14 protein-coding genes, 1 pseudogene and 1 CRISPR repeat array are annotated in these 18728 nt (G+C 49.1%); of the genes and pseudogenes, 11 read left to right on the top strand and 4 right to left on the bottom strand.

Going from position 1 to position 18728, the window contains the following annotated elements; translation table 11 throughout:
* The first annotated feature begins 89 nt into the window (after positions 1 to 89).
* Complete coding sequence (locus AB9P05_RS22365) at positions 90 to 278, top strand: SH3 domain-containing protein (RefSeq protein ID WP_371911065.1); 189 nt, start codon at positions 90 to 92, stop codon at positions 276 to 278.
* Between the two features lie 2 nt (positions 279 to 280).
* Positions 281 to 784 carry a TIGR02594 family protein gene (locus tag AB9P05_RS22360; RefSeq protein WP_371911064.1) on the top strand — a complete coding sequence of 168 codons (504 nt, stop codon included), beginning with the start codon at positions 281 to 283 and terminating at the stop codon, positions 782 to 784.
* 101 nt (positions 785 to 885) lie between these two features.
* Here the strand turns inward: AB9P05_RS22360 and AB9P05_RS22355 are convergent, their stop codons facing one another.
* Entirely contained in the window at positions 886 to 2061 is a 1176-nt protein-coding gene (locus AB9P05_RS22355) for a zinc-dependent alcohol dehydrogenase (protein ID WP_371911063.1), read from the bottom strand.
* A 457-nt stretch (positions 2062 to 2518) separates the two neighbouring features.
* On the opposite strand from AB9P05_RS22355, the gene AB9P05_RS22350 reads away from it, so the two are divergent.
* From AB9P05_RS22350 to AB9P05_RS22330, 5 genes are all read left to right on the top strand, one after another.
* Positions 2519 to 3772, top strand: coding sequence for a glycosyltransferase (locus AB9P05_RS22350; RefSeq protein ID WP_371911062.1), 1254 nt, complete (start codon positions 2519 to 2521; stop codon positions 3770 to 3772).
* A 356-nt stretch (positions 3773 to 4128) separates the two neighbouring features.
* Positions 4129 to 4317 (top strand): pinensin family lanthipeptide, encoded by a 189-nt coding sequence (locus tag AB9P05_RS22345; protein WP_371911061.1) that lies wholly within the window; start codon positions 4129 to 4131, stop codon positions 4315 to 4317.
* 118 nt (positions 4318 to 4435) lie between these two features.
* A complete protein-coding gene (gene tnpA / locus AB9P05_RS22340) occupies positions 4436 to 4882 on the top strand; it encodes an IS200/IS605 family transposase (protein WP_371910798.1) in 447 nt (148 codons plus the stop codon).
* A gap of 235 nt (positions 4883 to 5117) precedes the next feature.
* On the top strand, positions 5118 to 7547 hold the full coding sequence (locus tag AB9P05_RS22335) for a LodA/GoxA family CTQ-dependent oxidase (RefSeq protein ID WP_371911060.1): 2430 nt from the start codon (positions 5118 to 5120) through the stop codon (positions 7545 to 7547).
* 84 nt (positions 7548 to 7631) lie between these two features.
* Positions 7632 to 8717 (top strand): NAD(P)/FAD-dependent oxidoreductase, encoded by a 1086-nt coding sequence (locus AB9P05_RS22330; RefSeq protein ID WP_371911059.1) that lies wholly within the window; start codon positions 7632 to 7634, stop codon positions 8715 to 8717.
* 143 nt (positions 8718 to 8860) lie between these two features.
* Positions 8861 to 10295: direct repeats of the CRISPR family, unit length 24 nt; unit sequence GTTTCAATCCTTGTTGTAGTGGAT.
* 423 nt (positions 10296 to 10718) lie between these two features.
* On the opposite strand, the gene AB9P05_RS22325 is transcribed toward AB9P05_RS22330, so the two are convergent.
* Positions 10719 to 10853 (bottom strand): hypothetical protein, encoded by a 135-nt coding sequence (locus AB9P05_RS22325; protein WP_371911058.1) that lies wholly within the window; start codon positions 10851 to 10853, stop codon positions 10719 to 10721.
* Between the two features lie 241 nt (positions 10854 to 11094).
* Between AB9P05_RS22325 and AB9P05_RS22320 the strand changes: the two genes are divergently transcribed.
* Entirely contained in the window at positions 11095 to 11268 is a 174-nt protein-coding gene (locus tag AB9P05_RS22320) for a hypothetical protein (RefSeq protein WP_371911057.1), read from the top strand.
* Between the two features lie 79 nt (positions 11269 to 11347).
* Here AB9P05_RS22320 and AB9P05_RS22315 read toward each other — a convergent pair whose 3' ends face one another.
* Positions 11348 to 12826, bottom strand: coding sequence for a hypothetical protein (locus tag AB9P05_RS22315; RefSeq protein WP_371911056.1), 1479 nt, complete (start codon positions 12824 to 12826; stop codon positions 11348 to 11350).
* 772 nt (positions 12827 to 13598) lie between these two features.
* Here AB9P05_RS22315 and AB9P05_RS22310 point away from each other — a divergent pair.
* Positions 13599 to 15443 carry a cystathionine beta-synthase gene (locus tag AB9P05_RS22310; protein WP_371911055.1) on the top strand — a complete coding sequence of 615 codons (1845 nt, stop codon included), beginning with the start codon at positions 13599 to 13601 and terminating at the stop codon, positions 15441 to 15443.
* A 740-nt stretch (positions 15444 to 16183) separates the two neighbouring features.
* Here AB9P05_RS22310 and AB9P05_RS22305 read toward each other — a convergent pair.
* Positions 16184 to 16573 carry an endonuclease domain-containing protein gene (locus AB9P05_RS22305; protein WP_371911054.1) on the bottom strand — a complete coding sequence of 130 codons (390 nt, stop codon included), beginning with the start codon at positions 16571 to 16573 and terminating at the stop codon, positions 16184 to 16186.
* Positions 16574 to 17430: 857 nt separating this feature from the next.
* Here AB9P05_RS22305 and AB9P05_RS22300 point away from each other — a divergent pair.
* Complete coding sequence (locus tag AB9P05_RS22300; protein ID WP_371911053.1) at positions 17431 to 17658, top strand: DUF433 domain-containing protein; 228 nt, start codon at positions 17431 to 17433, stop codon at positions 17656 to 17658.
* Positions 17658 to 18017 (top strand): annotated as a pseudogene (locus AB9P05_RS22295) (DUF5615 family PIN-like protein). Before AB9P05_RS22300 ends, AB9P05_RS22295 begins: the two are co-directional and overlap by 1 nt.
* The last annotated feature ends 711 nt before the right edge of the window (positions 18018 to 18728 follow it).

The following is an 18728-nucleotide window of genomic DNA, read 5'->3' as shown; positions in this document are numbered from 1 at the left end:
TTTGAAGCTGGTTGTATGAGGTTGGGTTACAATCAATTACTAATTAAATTAAATGTGTAAACATAATATGTAGATAATATTAGATTGAAATGAAAGAAGCAATTGTTAATACATGGCGGCTGAATCATCGTGATGAACCGGACAGGCACGCAAATGTGATCGGGGTGCTGGAGAAAGGGGAGGTGCTTCAGGTAGCGGGTTTTTCTCCGGACTGCTATTGGGTAAAACTGGTCCGGAAAAACGGACAAACGGGCTGGTCTGCTTATAAGTACTGCTAGGGGTGCCGGAGCCGGAGGATATACGGGCTAATGACTACCGCTGGCTTAAGATTGCCTTTGGCGAACTGGACACGGCAGAGCTCAGCGACCCGGGAGAGAATTACCGCATCACCCAATACCTGAAATCCTGCGAGGAGTCGCTGGCCTTTATCAATGAAAACTCTGACGAAACGGCCTGGTGTTCGGCCTTTATGAACTGGTGTGTGGAGATGGCAGGCTATGCGGGCACCAACTCGGCCTGGGCGCTGAACTGGCGGCACTGGGGGCAGGAGGCAGAGGCCAGGAGAGGGGCTATTGCGGTATTCAAGCGCTTTGTTTTCAAGAACGACCAGCGTTATACTTTTGGCCATGTAGGCTTTTACCTGGGCCGGGACCCTGATAAGGATGAGCGGGTACTGATACTGGGTGGCAACCAGGGCAATAGGGTGAAGGTGAGCTCCTACCCGGTAAAGAGCCGGAGTTACGAACTACTTGGCTTCCGGCGGGCACCGGTGGCTAATAGCTGAGCATGGAAAGCTACCTTCACCTCAAATCCGGTGATAGTCAGGGTCTGAAAATATAAAAAGCCGGAGATATCCGGCTTTGATCTGTCGTCAGGTCGTTTTAATCATGGCGAAAGTACCACTTTAATGCAGCCTTCTTTCTTATCGCGGAAGGTTTTATATGCTTCGGGTGCTTCATCCAGCCTCAACCGGTGAGTGATCACAAAGGATGGGTCTATGGCTCCCTCTTCTATTTTTTGGAGTAGGGGATTAAGGTAATGCTGTACATGGGTCTGGCCCATCTTAAAGGTAAGGGCCTTGTTCATGGCTGCCCCGAAAGGGACATTATCCAGCATGCCTACATACACACCAGGTACGGATATGGTGCCTCCCTTGCGGCAATTTTTAATGACTTGCTGCAACACAAAGGGCCTGGGCGAATCCATGTTTACGAGGCTCTGAGCAGTGTGCTTTATCTGTTCTATTGCTCCTCCGCCATGGGCTTCTGCACCGACTGCATCAATACAGGCTGCCGGGCCAAAGCCTTTGGTCATTTGTTGTAGCCTTTCATACACCTCTTCATCGTCTGTGGTACGGATGGTTTCGGCCTTTCCGTACTTCTCTGCCATATCAAGCCGTTCGGGTACGTCGTCTATGGCGATAACGCGCCCGGCGCCGAGCATCCAGGCACTTTGTATGGCGAATTGCCCGACTGGCCCGCAGCCCCATACTGCCACGGTATCACCATCTTTAATACCGGCATTTTCTGCAGCCATGTAGCCTGTAGGGAATATGTCTGAGAGGAATAGTGCCTGGTCATCACGCAGGGAACCAGGAACCTTTACCGGCCCTACGTCTGCATATGGCACACGTACGTATTCGGCCTGGCCCCCGGAAAAGCCGCCGAGCATATGCGAGTAGCCGAATATGCCTGAAATAGTATGGCCCAGCGCTTCTTTGGCCTGGTCTGCATTGCGGTTCGAATTATCACAGAGAGAATAAAGGTCCTCATTACAAAAGTGGCAGTGACCACAAGCAATGGTAAATGGTACGACGACGCGGTCCCCGATGGAAAATTTGGTAACTGCAGAGCCTGTCTCTACTACTTCACCCATAAACTCGTGACCGAGTATGTCGCCTTCCTTCATGGTGGGTACCAGTCCTCCTAACAGGTGGAGGTCAGACCCGCAGATAGCGGTTGAGGTTACTTTGATAACAATATCACCGGGTTCTTCGATCTTAGGGTCAGGTACGGTTTCAATACGTACGTCATTCTTTCCATGCCATGTAAGTGCTTTCATAGTGGGGAAGTATTTGTAAGATAAAATAAAAATAAAAGTGATGTGAGGTGAAAAATGTTATCGGTTTTGCAGGTGTTTTTGAATTGTAAAATACTGACTTACAGTATTGTATGTGATTTTGGTCTATATGGACGCTTTTCCATTCAAAATATATTTTTATAAAAAACCGATGCTTTCGTGTTACCTGCCTGGGGAATAGATAAAACCACCCCTGCAGGCAGGGCTTCTCCGCTGATCATCATTTCTTCCTGTGTATAGGAACTGGTTTTCCCAGGCCGTCCTGAATGCCGGTCACACGCCTGAAGGTGATAAGTGGGTGGCTATTTTACTTGTGTCTCATTAAGCCGGGGCTCTCTGTGCAGGTGGTAAAAGAGGAAGGGCGGTTTTGTGCATAGGAGGGATTGACTACCTTGAGGTGGTAACATCAACTCTTTATTAATAGGTGACCATACTACTGATGTCCATAGGAACCCGTGGCGATATGGAGCCATTCCTGGCGGCGGGTGAGCTGCTGCATGCTGCAGGGCATCAGGTGCACTATGCTTTTCCGGAACAGTTCAGCGGGCTGGTGCCTGCGGGGAGGCCCTTTTACCCACTCAGCAGGGCTTTTATTGAGCTGCTGGACAGTGCAGAGGGCCGGATGATAATGGGAGGCGGAGGCAATGGCCTGGCTCAGGCGAGGGCGCTGTATACTTTATACAAAAAAGGCTTGAGGGTGAATGGGTTGCTGGTACAGGACCAGTACCGCATCGTGCAGGCAGTGCAGCCTGACCGGATCATACATCATGCTAAGTGCACTTACCCGGTGATATGGGGGCTGCAAACGGGACGCAAAAATGTGTTGCTAAGCCCGGTGCCTTATTTTTTACATACGGACGAGCGGCACGCTCACGTGGGGTTTAACTTTCAGTGGGGTAAACTGGTAAACCGGCTTAGCTACCGGCTGGCAAACTTCGGGCTGGTGAAAACGATATACGACAGCCAGCAGCAAGTACCTGAAGGGAAAAAGCAGAGCCGGACTAATATCCGGCAGGCTCTATTTGATACGAGACTGGCTTATACCATTTCGCCGTCACTGTATGACCGGCCGGCGCACTGGCCGGAGCATGTGCGGGTGTGCGGTTACCATGAGCGTAATAAAACGCTGAACTGGCAGCCGGATGCCGCGCTGGAGGCTTTCCTGCAATGGCATGAGGGGGTGGTGCTGCTGAGCTTTGGCAGCATGGTGAGTGCAGACCCGCTGCGCCTGTCACAGATATGCTACCAGGCAATGGATGAGTTGGGGGTGCCGGTGCTGGTGAACACCTCATCGGGTGGGCTGCTACGCCTGCGGGCCTATGAAAACCACCGGCGCTTTTACTTTGTGGACACGATTCCTTATGACTGGATCATGGGCCGTGTGGCGGCGGTGATCCACCACGGTGGCTCGGGTACGACGCACAGTGGCCTTAAGAACGGACGGCCGACACTCATCATCCCACACATAATCGATCAGTTTCTTTGGCGCGACCTGGTGCATGCGAGGGGCCTGGGGCCAAGGGGTGTTTCTGCAAAAAAGCTCACTACTGCCAGGCTGAAGCCCTTGGTTAAGGACTTGCTGGAAAATCCCGGTTATAGTGAAAAGGTTGAATCACTATCCAGGCGAATGAAAGAGGAGGGTAGCAGGGAAAAGTTTGTCCGGTTTATGACTGGCGCAAATGTGAGCTCCTAAAATTAGAGGCGGATGATTATTTCCCCAGCTGTATCTTTGTTTGCGTTAAGCTGGTTAGCCTGATTGTTTTCTGCTCAAATTTTTTCATATAAAAAATATAAGGTGCTTAAAATCACCATCTCTATAGATTGAAATAATATATACTAGTGAGTGGGTATGTTTCAAATTACTGTTGGTTTTACTGTGATATATGCTACCATAAAACTTTTTTAAAATCGGAAAATTATTTGATTGTGGGTCTATTTATTTATATTGTTATGTATTTAATTTAATTAAATGAATTGTTTAACAGTACTATTTTTATAAGTGAATCTTGCTACATATATTGAATGAATAATTAAACAATATACATGACTATGAAAAAAGACAAGTTAAAGCTTAAGGATTTAAAAGTTGATAGTTTTACAACAAGTGAAAAACAAAACGTGAAGGGCGGATTAGAAGATGGTTCCTACACATGTCCTGAATCTTATACATGCCCTGAATCTTATACCTGCCCAGAAACATACACATGTCCTACAGGGCCAGTGGAAGAAATTCAATGAATTTAAAATTTGTATTAGGCCGGATGAAATTCCGGCCTTTTTTTATTAATCGAATTAAAACCACCGTCTTAGACGGTGGTCATGTTTGAGGGCTATGCCAGTAGGGGTATATTGTGGAATGAGCAAGTATCGTAAGCTATCGCATAGCTTTTACTATTGTGTCTATCATGTAGTATGGACCCCGAAGTACCGCCACCGTATACTTCGTGATATTGTTGCAGATACGTTGGAGAATAAGATAAAGACGATATGTGAATGGAAGGAGGTCAAGGTAGAAGAGTTGAACATTCAGCCAGATCACGTTCATTTGGTATGTAGTATACCTCCGAAACTTAGTGTATCAGACTTCATGGGTATTCTCAAGGGTAAGACAGCGATCATGATGTTTAAGAACTTCAAGAGTCTTCGCAGAAAACCCTATTGGGGCAATCCTTTTTGGTCACGAGGCTATTTTGTAAGTACGGTAGGCATAGATGAAGAAAAGATAAAGCGGTATGTTAAGTATCAGGAGAAGGAGGATAAGAAAGAGGATGGGGATATAGATATCCCGCTATTCGATAACTGACTATCCCCCTTTGGGGGTAATAACCATTGAAAACCCCCTCCTTTGGTGGGGGTAATTTATTCCATAATCGCTAACTTTTTTAACAGGCTGATATACCAGCGGAAAATGCCGGGGGATGAAGCAGTAGCCGCTAAGCACTTCTTTTTTTGCTTCACTTCACTAACATTTGCCGGCACTGGTCAATAAAGGGTGGCAGCATACCTTATGCCATCAGGAATTAACATTGACCAAATCTATGAAATTCAGAATCTACCCTTCTATAGGCATTGCCCGTGTGGGTAATAGCCAGGCCAAGCAGAATGATGTGGTGTTTGCGCCCGAGGTGCCTTGGGCAAACCTGTTTGATACGGACCAGGAATATCTCAGCGATAATGGCGCCTTACGTAAGCAGGCGCAGCGGTTTTACATTTACGAATGTGATGACAACGGCAAACCTGTCCGTAAGATCGACCCTAACCAATATGATATAGAGTGGACGGCAGAGGTGGCGAACAAGAAGCCCTTCTGGTATGACTTTAATAATAGCCTGGACCTGTCTGTGCAGACGGAGAACAGGAACCTGAGCCCTAACTTTTTCAATGATAAGATCGCGCCGGGTATAGGCGCGAGCCTTAGAAATCCGAATGTGCTGAATAACAGCCTGCGGGTACCTGATAACCCTAACTTTCGTAAGGAGCTGGTGAATAACCCGCCGGCCGTGTCTGTAAGTGCGGCGGCGCCGAATGCCGGCATCAATGGCTCGTTTCCCAACCCCGGGCCGGGCAATGCCAGCCTTATCGCGGCAGAGATGAACACCACGGCCCAGCCGGTGAGCCTGGGTAGCCTGGAGTATGACGCGGGCACTCTGATCTTTTACCCTGCAGACGGTATCTCTGCTTCGCTGAACCCGAGCGACCTGAACACGGACTTTGCGGACAACTCGAACTGGTACGATGACATCTGCGATGGCCGCATCACGGCTAAGATCACGGATAAGAATAGCGGACAGAGCTATGACCTGTCTGACCCTTCTTCTGCGGCATGGGTGGCCACGGCTCCGCCGGACTATGCGCCACAGATACAGCCTATAGCCACGATGTATGACCTTATCTGCGGTGCCTCGGCTGATGAGTTTAGGCAGGATTTCAGTACGGTCTTCCCGGTATTTTACCGCCTTTACCGCATGCAGTGGGTAAATGCGGGGGATTTCCTGTCTCCATCTTTCAAGGAAGTGATAGACAAGCTCACGGCCTCGGGCAACTTCCGCTACCTGTATGACCAGAGCGAGGAGGGGAAGACTACGCGGGAGACGATCTTTAATATGTTCCGTAACCCTCAGTATGATTATACGAACGAGCCTATTATTCCAAGTAAAAGCACGACGGACCTTAAGAATCTGGGCAGTGGCACAGAGGAGCTGAAGCTGCCCTTTTATCCCGGAGACGGGATCAACTACCCCGGTAGTCCGGCCCAGTGGTTTGCGATACCTCCGCTCCTGTACGATCAGCTCATTGCCTGGCGCGACGGTAAGCTTACGGCGCCTGAGGGGACATTCAATACGATAGATGAACTGGGTGTGTACTACCAGGGCCAGTTTAGTGCGGCGGCACAGGACGAGGGCAACAGCGCGCTACTGATGACGCGTGCGGTGCTGGAAACACTGTACGGCGGGGGCTTTCACCCGGGGGTAGAGCTGACGTGGCCCATGCGGCATGCCCAGATGTACAGTCAGAATACGCAGGTGGCGACCCAGGTGGGTAACGCCGGGCTGTTTGGCTTACGCGAGATACGCATCAACGCCACCACTGCAGAGGAGCAGGAGGCGTATTTTTATAACAGCTTTGGCCTGTACATGAATGCGGATGACGTGAAGGCTTCTATGGATCCGGCTAATGAAGAAAGCTGGCTGTGGAAGATCACGCCGGGGGATATGACTAAGTGGATGGGTATACCCTGGCAGTCGGATGCAGGTAGCTGCCAGCTTGTATTTATGGACAGTCAGTACCCGGTACCGGCCTGGTGGGCGGCAAATCTGCCCACGGATGTGCTGACGGAGGAGAGCCTGGTGAAAATGCAGAATGACTCGGTGACGGAGGAAACGCGGCGGAGCATTTTTGCAAACAGGCTGCCGTGGTTGAAAACGACGGACACGGGCTTTGTGGGCTACCATGCGGAAGGGGGCTATCAGAATGGCCTTATCGCGATGGTGTATCAGTGGAAGGACATAGGGGTGGTAATGGGCCGTAAGTCTAATGTGAGCATAGACGGGGTGCCGGAGACGGTGTATGTGTCGTTTGACAGTAAAAACAAGCGGGACAGGGCGTATGTCTTTTTGGGCATGGCGATAGCGGGCGAGCCGGTGATTAATTCAGGGGATCCCTTCTATACCAACACGCGCAATACGATCTATATCCCGCAAGGCAAATCGATCATGCTGTCTTCTAAGCCGGATGGCAGCGGGGACATCTATGTGGATGACGAAGTGGAGGTGTTTGTAAATGGTAACAGCGTGTACCAGCATGACTTCAGCAATAACTGTAGCGGAGTGGTAACGCCGCTTAGTCCGCAGGACCTTACGGCGCAGTTTAGCTCCTATGCAGGAAACTATGTGACGCTGCAGATCACGTATAGTGACCGGTGTGGCGGCTCACAGGGGGCGTCTAATTTTTACCTGGTATTTAAGTAATGGTGTAGAGGTAGTGATGGCCTTCCTGTTCGCGGGAGGGGCTGTCCTACACTTCAAATGAAATAAACCCGGGGAATGGATCATATGCAGGAAACAAGTGAGTGGCAGCAGCAGACGGAAACGGATGTGGTGATAGTGGGGCAGGGGGTAGCGGGGCTGGTACTGTCTGTGCTGCTGGGCCGGGCCGGCATAAAGCATGTGGTACTGTCACGCGGCCAGGGGGCAGACCGCCCGGCGCTGGCGGAGACACTGCCTCCTTCTGCGCTAAAGCTATTGCAAAGCATGGGCCTGCGGGAACTGTTCGAATCATGCAGTACCCGTACTTTCGGTTATCATTCACTTTGGGGCACGCAGGAGGTGGCGGACACGCATTTCTTTTCGCATCATCCTTTTAACTACGGGCTTAAGCTGGACAAGCCGGCCTTGCTGCAGAGCCTGCAGGCTGAAGCACCCGGCTGTGTGGTGGCCTGTGAAGGTCTTACGGGTGTGGAAGATACGGGGCGGGGGATAAAGGTGACCTATCGTGCAGGAAAATCATGGCATGTGCTGCATGCCCGCTATGTGGTGGATGCCACCGGGCGCAGCCGGGCGGTAGTGCATAAGCTGGGTATTGCTTCTGAACATACTGACCGGCAGGTGGCGCTGAGCTGTTATGTACCACTGACAAGGCACCCGCGCTTAAAACATGGGGTCTACACGGAGGCCTTTGAAGGAGGCTGGGGCATGGTGTCGGTACTGGATGAGGTCAGTAGTGTGATGACGCTTTTTGCTGAACGGGACAGCCCGCTGCTACAGCTTATGAAGCAGTACACTCACTGGGCCCAAATCCTTTCGGAGACGCGATACCTGAAATATTTTCTGGCTAAAGAGCCATTGTGCCCGGTATGGGGGCATGAGGCTAACTCCTCCAGGGCGACACAGATGAGCGGTCCGGCGCACCTGGCTATAGGGGATGCAGCCCTTGCATTTGATCCGCTTGCCTCCCATGGTATATCCAACGCCCTGTTTACGGCAGAGGCAGCCTCCAAGGTGTTGACCAAGGCATTACGGCACGATCCCACCGCTGTCATAGAGGCGTACGATCATATGCTAAACCGGGTCTTTGCCCAATACGTGCAGCAGCGTAATCAACTACATGGAGCGGTGGCAGTTGCTGGTAGCACGCATTAGGGTGGGGCACATGGCCTGATAGGGTATAGGTGTCAAGTTAAGCACGAATGTCCCTCATAGGATAGTGGAGGCCTGATATGCAGAGGTGCTGGCAGAATATTTTTCTGAGAAGATGGCTGGTGATACCCACAGCCAGCTCCGCCCCTGGTCTCCTTGTTGTACTGGATTTGGGCTTGCGTTCAAGATGCTCGCGAAGCCTGGCTTATGACCCGGCCAGAAACTACAATGACCGTTTCAATCCTTGTTGTAGTGGATTCGGACTTGCGTTCAAGATGCTCGCGAAGCTAGAACTGGAAAAGGAACTAGCTAAGGAGAGGGCGTTTCAATCCTTGTTGTAGTGGATTCGGACTTGCGTTCAAGATGCTCGCGAATGGTCTTCCAGTCTCCTATTTCAGAATACGATAGTGCGTTTCAATCCTTGTTTTAGTGGATTCGGACTTGCGTTCAAGATGCTCGCGAAGCCAGCACCATTACACCTACTGTTTGCAGCACATCCGGTTTCAATCCTTGTTGTAGTGGATCATGCTCGCGAAGGGGCCAGCTTCCTAGGAGTGAAAAATGGCTGGGTTATAGGTTTCAATCCTTGTTGTAGTGGATCATGCTCGCGAAGGGTCAAGCTCTGCTTTTTCTTTACCCTCTTTATTATGTTTCAATCCTTGTTGTAGTGGATCATGCTCGCGAAGACCCAACCGGGTGGCCAGGTACCTGTCCACTCGAAAGTTTCAATCCTTGTTGTAGTGGATCATGCTCGCGAAGCAAAACATGGTCTAAAACGGAACATGGCAAGGAGAGTTTCAATCCTTGTTGTAGTGGATCATGCTCGCGAAGCTACAGGAACATCATCCTGCAAAGCCAAAACGAAAAGTTTCAATCCTTGTTGTAGTGGATTCGGACTTGCGTTCAAGATGCTCGCGAAGTTGGAACGAATACAAAACCCGTATAAGGCATATTGCCATAGTAGGTTTCAATCCTTGTTGTAGTGGATCATGCTCGCGAAGGCCTTCCGGGTACAGTCTGTCCAAGCTCGACGAACTGTTTCAATCCTTGTTGTAGTGGATCATGCTCGCGAAGTTTCGTTCACTTGTTGCAGCCAGTGGCAAAAGCTGGAGTTTCAATCCTTGTTGTAGTGGATCATGCTCGCGAAGTTAGAATAGACGGCACACTTGGAACACGGTTAAAAAGTTTCAATCCTTGTTGTAGTGGATCATGCTCGCGAAGAGAAGATTTGCCAGGGGCAACGCAAGCGATAAGCAGAGTTTCAATCCTTGTTGTAGTGGATCATGCTCGCGAAGCATAGGCCTGGATTACCAACGGTTCCCCAGGCTCCGGTTTCAATCCTTGTTGTAGTGGATCATGCTCGCGAAGTAGTACCACCAATGAATAATAGCAAAGAAAAGAAGCGTTTCAATCCTTGTTGTAGTGGATCATGCTCGCGAAGTAATGGCTTTGCAGGAGCTGACCATACGATATTCCATGTTTCAATCCTTGTTGTAGTGGATCATGCTCGCGAAGAGATGAAACCTTTTTGCTTAGGCCCTCAATTTTATCGAGTTTCAATCCTTGTTGTAGTGGATCATGCTCGCGAAGTTGATTTTTCGGGTAATCAAAAGAAAATCAAATAGATACATCGATTTTACTTTCGGTCTTTTTCTCCTTTTTATCATGTCAAAGAGCTATTATCAGGGTATTTTAGCGTGATTTGCGCACGTGTAACCTATTGATAATCATTTTTTTATGGTCTGTTTTTCGGGGTGCTCAAATAAATTGCCACCCGGAAGCATCCGTTTGCCTGCTTAATGGCAAAATAAGGATTCTGTGGTAGAAAGCCTAGGGCGGCAAATTCTAACCTGTCCGATTAGGTTGACTTTATCAGGGCGGGGCCCAGCAGGAGGGGAATGGCTGATAAGCCATTTACAAAGTTACCTGGCGGGGTCAGGGTGGCTGTGGTAGGGGCATACATAAGGGAGGCTGACGGCATGGCCGCCAGCCTGGCTATGATTTTTAGTTTTTGTTAGGGTTCTTCTGGTTAGCTTTATTATCCTCGGCTTTTTGGCGCTGCTCATTTTTTCCAGGGGTACCTTTGTTTGGGTTTAACTGGTTGGCATGGTTGTCTTCGGGTTTGATCTTTTTACTCATTATTTTTATAGTTGTTTATAACAGAAGGTTTTATATATATATTCTTATTTACGGTTAAAAAACTCTATAGGTTTTAATTAATGCTTGTATCGAATCTTAAAGGATAACCTGTTTTTATTGTCTTAAATTTAACTTTCTGTATGGTAGCGTATTGTGCAAACTACATTTAGGATAAAAGTGAATGCTCTTTGATTTGGTCATGTAAATTCATATTATGAAAAAGACCAAATTATGTGACACTATGAAGAAAAAGAAACTGACGGAGCTCAGGGTTACCAGTCTGGTGACTGATATGAGATCTGCGGAGCGCATGACGGTGATGGGAGGAGGCAAGACCCGCCTGAACCAATGCGATAGCTACTATGGTGGTTCTAACTGCTATGAGTACTGTGAGGAGCCTCCGCCGGATCAATAATTTCCGTATTTAAATCTCGTAACATATTAAATAGGCCACAGCAATGTGGCCTATTTTTGTTTGCGGATCATGTATAGTCTTAGTAGTAAGTATAGGTGGTGGTTTCACCTGTAGTAGACCGCTGTACGGGTTTGCCGGCGCTATTATATGTGTAAGAAAAGTTGTAGATCAGGTCCACGCCTTCTTTTTCGAGCCGGTAAGAAGCGGGTAGCTTATGCTGTGTCACTATGCCGGGTATGATCTCTATTTCGGAAAATGGATTATCTGTGGTAAGGTATGAATTATAGGTCCGTGTTTCGATAAGCGCATAATCATCTTGGGCATCTATGGGCACAAATACCATTTGGTTAAAGAGATTGCCATCGGTAAAATATAGGTTTATAAAAACGAAGTTGAGCTTAAATGATCCATTTGATTGCCTGTGATACAGGGCTTTGGCGCCAACATTACCTGCTTCGTCATAGTCGTATTCAGCATAGGATTTTACGATACTGTTTGCTTTTATCTCAGACTTTACGATGCGCCCGTTCTCCTGGTAGAAGTATTCGTCTTCCTGCTCTAATGAATAATTTATGCGTTCTATCAGGCCGTTTGCTGCATAGTAGTAGGTGTTGGTGCCCTGCTTCAGCGCGGGGGTCTCGGTCTTCCAGTGGACTTTAAACAGCCTGCCGTCTTCTGCATACTCATAGGTTTTGCTGCTTTTCCATCCGCCGGCGGAGGTTTCATATGATTTAGCTTTACCGCTAAGTCCGCTGTTGTTATTAGTGGCCAGTATCTTCACCTGGAAAGAGGGCTTATGGCCAATGGTCAGCGAACCGCTGGTACCTATGATGTCGAATCGGATGTCCATGTCGCTGCCGATATTATCGGCAATAGGTATGATCTTAAAGCCCAGGGCACTGAAACCATGTGATGCCTCGAGTTCGATCTGCCCGTTACCATCATAAGCGGGCACGGTAGTAAACTTACTTTCATCGAAGCCCTCCAATTGGATGGTGGCGGTACCATTGCCACGGGCAGGGCCTGATAGGGGCATGACGATATCCACTCCTCCGGATTCATTTTCCGATATTTCCATATTATTCCGGGGGAAGCTTACCATTACCTGGGCTTCATTATCTGATATGGAAAAAATGGCAGACTTATTTTCTCCGTAGGTGAAGCCATTGCTCAGGTGGGTAATCTCAAGGAAAAACACCCTGTCGATGTCATTGATGACGTCATCGTCTGTCCAGGTGAGGGTAAAGGAGGCATTTTCGTCGCCTTTGCTTACGGGTATTAACACGACTCCGTTGGTGTGGGCGGGTGTGGTCTGTATGTCCTCCAGAAATGCGGAAATGATCTCTAACTCAATCTCTCCTGACAGTGGAGCTGCTTTGTCAAATATCAATTCAATCGTATGTAATTGAGCGTTCTCGGTCTCGCTTTCGTCTGGACCAAACTGAACGGTACTAGCTGTAATCTGAGCGGGGGGGTTAGACACATCGTCGTCCTCGCTACATCCTGCGATAGCCAGCACCATCATGATACCCGCTATCAATTTCCATGTTGATTTCATTAGTGGTTTAACCGGACTATTACCCGGTATACTCCATTTTGAACGGAGGTTTAAGGGCTAAGTTTCTCGCTGACAGGCAATTATTTCAGAGGGTGGAAATCTGATTTGTATGGCTACCGGTTTATTTGAAAAATGAGTTGGCTCCTGCAAACAGGGGAGGCTTCATCAGCTCACAGGGATTTGAATACAGGAGGGTTAAAGGGGCCTGCCTTCTTACTATAGTTCAATAAAGGGGTACTATAGGTTATCCACGATCTGACTATGGGTTGACTATAGAATCGCTATGGGATAGATACAGGGAAGTAAATGGGAATAATACCATAAGCTTTGATGGTGGTTAATGCTTAATTGATAGTTGATAATGGATAACATGTGTCAATCCCTGAATAGTATTGGCTGGCGTGGGACTTTATGGTTTTGGTTGGGGTTTTGATTGAGGTAATGAGCTTCAGGATTATTGATTTATAAAACGCATCACCTCAGAAGCTAAGGAACGAAACGCATCACTTTTGTCTGTGAAATTAAAAACGCATCACTTTGGTAAGCCTTGCAGGCTAGCGCAGCCCGGGGTGAGGGGCAGGGGATGGGGGAAACTTGGAGGGAGTCGCTGCCGTACTTTTTACTGGAAAAGGAATTTGTTAGATTTGCGCGCCAAAATGAAGGGGCAAAATGGTTGTGGCCCCGGCAGACTGGATGTAGCAAACGGGCATGTAGTACAGTGTCAGCCACTATATGGTAGCGTATTACCTGCCCCCTTCGAAAGCTGAAGATTATGACAGAGAATAAGGTACTGGAGTATATTGAGGATGTTTTAGCCAATATGCCAGCGGACTGGCTGAGTCTTACGACGCACCGGCTGGATATTTACGATGAACGATTAGCCAAAACGCAATTCCTGGAGCAGTTTGAGGCCTTGTATAAGGCGGGGAATGCAGATGCACAGGCACTTAGTGAACTGCCTACTGCCTTCGATTACATCCGGCTGGGGCATCCGCTATCTTGTGTGCTGGAGTGGGCCATTGGCAAGCTACACCAGCTAAAGGCTGATAGTGTCATCAGCTTTTCGTCCAAGACCATTCCTGTTCTGGCTATTCTAAGGAGGAACCTGTTCGAGCAGAAGAATACGCAAATTGTGTATACTGGTGAGCTGCCGGATGTTTTTGACTTCGACGCGCTGCGGGAGGTGTATGGCTATACCTTTGAGCTGAAGCAGGTAGAGAAGCCGGAAGACATCCCCCCATACGAGGGCAGTACGGTGTTCATTGCCCCTCAAGCCGAGGTGGGCCAGGCTGATCTGAGCCTGCCGGTTGACTTTTACATTAGCCTGCATGGGCACCTGGGAAGCCTGCTGCTGGTAAATGGCGAGCAGAATGAGAATTATATCCCGGATATACAGCACGTCCGCAGAAGGGAGACCATTGCGATAACCCCGGCGAACTGCCTTACCGCTTTGCAGCTTCTGACGGGTAAGCCTGTCACTGAGACGACAAAAGGCAATGCAGCGGCGGATAAAGCGCGTGTGATCGAGCTGGTCCAGGACATAACGAGTACGAAGGCCAAGGCGCTGGTTGGCTCCAGCGGCTTGTCTGTGCAGTATGCCATTATGATGGGTCTTATCGATTACGCACAGAAAAACTATGAGGGAAAGGACATAAAATTCATCGTACCCCCGAACTGCTATGGAGGCACAAATGACCAGGCGAGGCGCGTGGCGGCTTGCCTGGATCATGTAGAGGTGGTGGACCTGCCGGTGGATGGGGACCATAATATGGTGGACAGCATCGATAAGATCTTAGGCAAAGTGGCTGCCGATGATGCGGTGCCGTATATCATTGCCGAAATCCCCACGAACCCACGGGTAGAGGTGCCGGACCTGGAGCGCTTAAAAGCGGTGCTGAGCGAGCCCCGCAAAACAGCGGCCGGTGAGGTGGCTATCGATCCGGTGTTTATTCTGGATCAGACCTTTTGCCCTAACGTGCAGTTCCTGGGTGAAGACGGGATACTGTCTACGGTGAGGACGATCTCCTACGTAAGCGGATCGAAATTCCCCAGCGGAGGGAAATGTACGGCGGGCTACTGCGTGGCAAATGAAGAAGCGAAGGACCTGCTGCCCAAAATAGAAAAGCATATGATCCTCTGCGATAATGAGGCCACTGACCTGCAAATGGAGATACTGGCGGAGCAACTGCCCTCTATGAATCAAAGGATACATGATGCGTATAAGAACACGCGTGAGTTTGTAAACTTTATAAAGGAGGTGCTGCCCGCCGCGAAGATCAACTTTGTGTCGGAAGAAATAGCCAGTCAAGGATTTACGCCTTCGGTATTCTCATTAGACCTGCCCACCAAAGGTAGCACGGATGAAGAAAGAGAAGCGTATAAAAGGGAGCTGAACCTGAAGCTGATCACCATGATGATCCGGGAGATACCCAATGAAAGTAAATATTGCGTGAGCTACGGCCAGCTAAAGGGCTGCTACTGGACGATACCGGCTACCTCCACGCAGGGCACCACTAAAGAAGGGGACAAAGACTACATCGCGCGCGTAGCCCTGTCTCCCGACATGGACCTGGAGCGCCATAAGAAGACCTTTTTGGAGTTTGTTGAGACGATGTAAGGGAAGGGGATAGCACAAGTCCCCGCTGAATAGCGGGGCCCCCATCGTCTGGCAGTAGGGATAATGTAAGAGCCCCCATCGGATAGCAGTAGGGTAGCGGTAAGAACCCCCTGCATCTGGCAGTATAGCCTATCATGCTTGCTCTCCACCTTTCTGCCAGACGACGCAACCCACCCCCTGCATCGTTTTCAGTGTTTCATGGCTACTTTCCTGCGCTTACCCCTCCAGGGAGGGGATTTACCCTGTGCGTTCAATTTAGCGGACAGATTGGGTTTTGCAGTAAAGCTGCGTTTAGCAGACTGTAAAATCCTTTCTTGGGTAAGCTGGGCCTGCATTCAGGTGGGCGGCAGCCCGCTGGGCTCGTACTTAAGCTATATTTTCTAGACGACACAACCCGCCCCGACGTCACCCTTACTGCCTTTCTCCAACTTCCTGCGTCGCCCGTCGTGTGCGACCCCAGTCCCAGGCGGGGATTTACAGTATGCGTTCAATTTAGTGTGCTGTTGAGTTTATTGAGTGTGCTGTTGAGTTTATTGTAAAATGAGGCGTTTAGCACAGACTAAATCTTTTCCTGGGGAAGTTGGGCGGCATCCCGCTGGGCCTGCATTCAGGTGGCTGCGAGAGCAAAGCCTTCTTATGCTCAATGGTCTATTTGAAAACCTAATATTGAGTTAACTCTGAAGATAGTCTCGCAGACGGAAAGGGTCGCCTCGTCTAGCACTCTCTACCGCTACCAAACACTACACCATTCCCTCCTCCACATTTGTCTCTATCCAATGGTGGATAGTCGCTACCACGGTGTCTATATGCTGTTTTACGTCTGTATCATCGAAGCGGAGGAAGCGGACGCCCAGGTCTTCAAGGGCTGCTTGTCGTACCGCGTCTTTCTCCGGGGCATCGTCGTGGTAGTGGCTTTCGCCGTCTACCTCTATGGCTAGCATCAGGTCCTTGCAGTAAAAGTCTACGATATACCTGCCGATAGGTCGTTGTCGGTCGAAGTCGTAGCCCAGCATCTGCCCGCGCTTGAGCTCCTGCCAGAGCAGCACTTCGCCCAGGGTCATATTCTTCCGTAGCTTCTTCGCAATAGGCTTCAGCCACGGCTCATAAGGCAGTACTGTTCTCCGTTTCATAGCTGGTGATTTTTCGGGGGGCTAAAATAGGGGGTGTTGGTGAAATTTGGAGGGTTTTCGGGTGTTTTTCTGCTAGATGGTGGAACCCACCCCGGAGTGAACATTTCCTTTTCATATTTACAGTATTCGCCTGCCCCTCCGAGGAGGGGATTTTCCTTGTGCTTTCAATTTAGCGGGCTGGTGAGGTTTTAGGATAATGATGCGTTTAGCACTGACTAAATCCTTTCCTGGGTAAGCTGGGCCTGCATTCAGGTGGCTGCCTGTAATATGATGTGGAAAGTAGAAAGCTTATTAAGGGCATCATTCTTAGATAACAATTACAGTTGATAGGCAGACGAAAAGGGTTGTCTCATCTAGTCTGTAGCTATTTTCTGCTAGACGACAGGACCCACCCCGGAGTTGACCCTCGCTTTCCATAGTGACTTTATCGGCCGCCCGTCGTGTGCGACCCCAGTCCAATGGAGGGGATTTTCTGTGTGCTTTCAATTTAGCGGGCTGGTGAGGTTTTAGGATAATGATGCGTTTAGCACTGACTAAATCCTTTCCTGGGTAAGCTGGGCCTGCATTCAGGTGGGCGGCATCCCGCTGGGCCTGCATTCAGGTGGCTGCGAGAGCAAAGCCTTCTTATGCTCAATGGTCTATTTGTAAAGCGAATCTTAAACTACCGCTGAAGATAGCCTCGCAGACGGAAAGGGTTTTGTACCGCCGCCCCAGCCACTACCCATCTTCCTGCTATTAGCTACAGTTTGTGTTTTTTAGGCTGAGGGTAAAGATTAACGAAGTGGGGACGAATATGTCAATCCTAACCATCTTCAAAACAATTTCGTACATTTATAAAGCGAAACCAACCTTGGAAAATGAGCCTTTTAAGTAGAATTTCCATCAATAGTGAAGTTTGTCACGGTAAACCGTGTATCAGGGGAATGCGGTGGCCCGTCGAAACCATTATTGACTTACTTGGCTCCGGAATGAGCCAGGATGAGATATTGGAAGATCACCCCGAACTGGAAAAAGACGACATACTGGCCTCTCTTCAATATGCTAAGCTTTCCCTTTCAGGTCACGATATTAAAGAAGTAGCTTAGTGAAGTTTCTTTGTGATGTACATATTTCCCATAAAGTGGTGAAGTATTTGAAAGAGGAGGGCTATGAGGCCATTCATGTCAATGATATTTTAGACAGTTATTAAAGTACTGATAAGAGTATCTGTGCATACGCTGATCAACATGACTTCATAGTACTTACTAAGGACGCTGATTTTAAAAACAGCTTTTTGATCAGCCATACACCCAAAAAGCTTATCAAGGTAAACCTCGGCAATATTTCTACACAAAGACTAATTGATCGCCTTAGTGACATCTTTTCTGCAATTGAAAGCCTGAGTAGCACTAAAGAATATATGATTTCCCTGGATATTGGTTCTGCAAATATCATTCAACGGTAGGGTTTAGAGTAGACTCGTATTCTACAGTAGAAAGACACTAATTTATGCAGTAAGGAAAATGTCCCTTTGAAGCTGGGCGGCACCCCGCTGGGCGGCATCCCGCTGGGCGGCACTCCGCTGGGCTCGCATTCGACTGGGCGGCACCCCGCTGGGCTCGCATTCGACTGGGCGGCACCCCGCTGGGCTCGCATTCGACTGGGCGGCACCCCGCTGGGCTCGCATTCGAGGACAGGGCCCGCTAATGTACAGGTAGGAGCAAATGACCACTGCCAGGGACATGTGCGACTACTGGCGTATGTCCAGTAGGTAGTTGGCAATAGCACCACATTACTGCCCTCCACTTAAGTCTGCCATTTTTAGCTCAGGATTTTGATGATGAATGAGATAGTCAGGATCAGGTAAGCACCAGTCCCCGTCGTATGACGGGCGCCATGCAATGGGGCCCCCATCGTTTGGCAGTAGGGCTGATGTAAGAACCTCCATCGGATAGCAGTAGGGTCAATTCAACGCACCTCATTAGATAATGGCAAAGCGACTTCGGTTCGGACATCCCCCGGGGTCAACTAGAGCGTTTCAGCCATATTCTACGCCTGCCCCCTTCGAGTTGACATAGCCATTCCATAGCCACATTGCCGGCCAAAGGGGGAATTACAGTGTGCGTGACCACTAAAAAAACGCCGCTCTACCACAGCTCATAGTGTCCCTTCGGCA

It is taken from the genome of Roseivirga sp. BDSF3-8 (genome assembly GCF_041449215.1).
Classification (GTDB): domain Bacteria; phylum Bacteroidota; class Bacteroidia; order Cytophagales; family Cyclobacteriaceae; genus JBGNFV01.
This window is presented reverse-complemented; position numbering and strand designations above follow the sequence as displayed.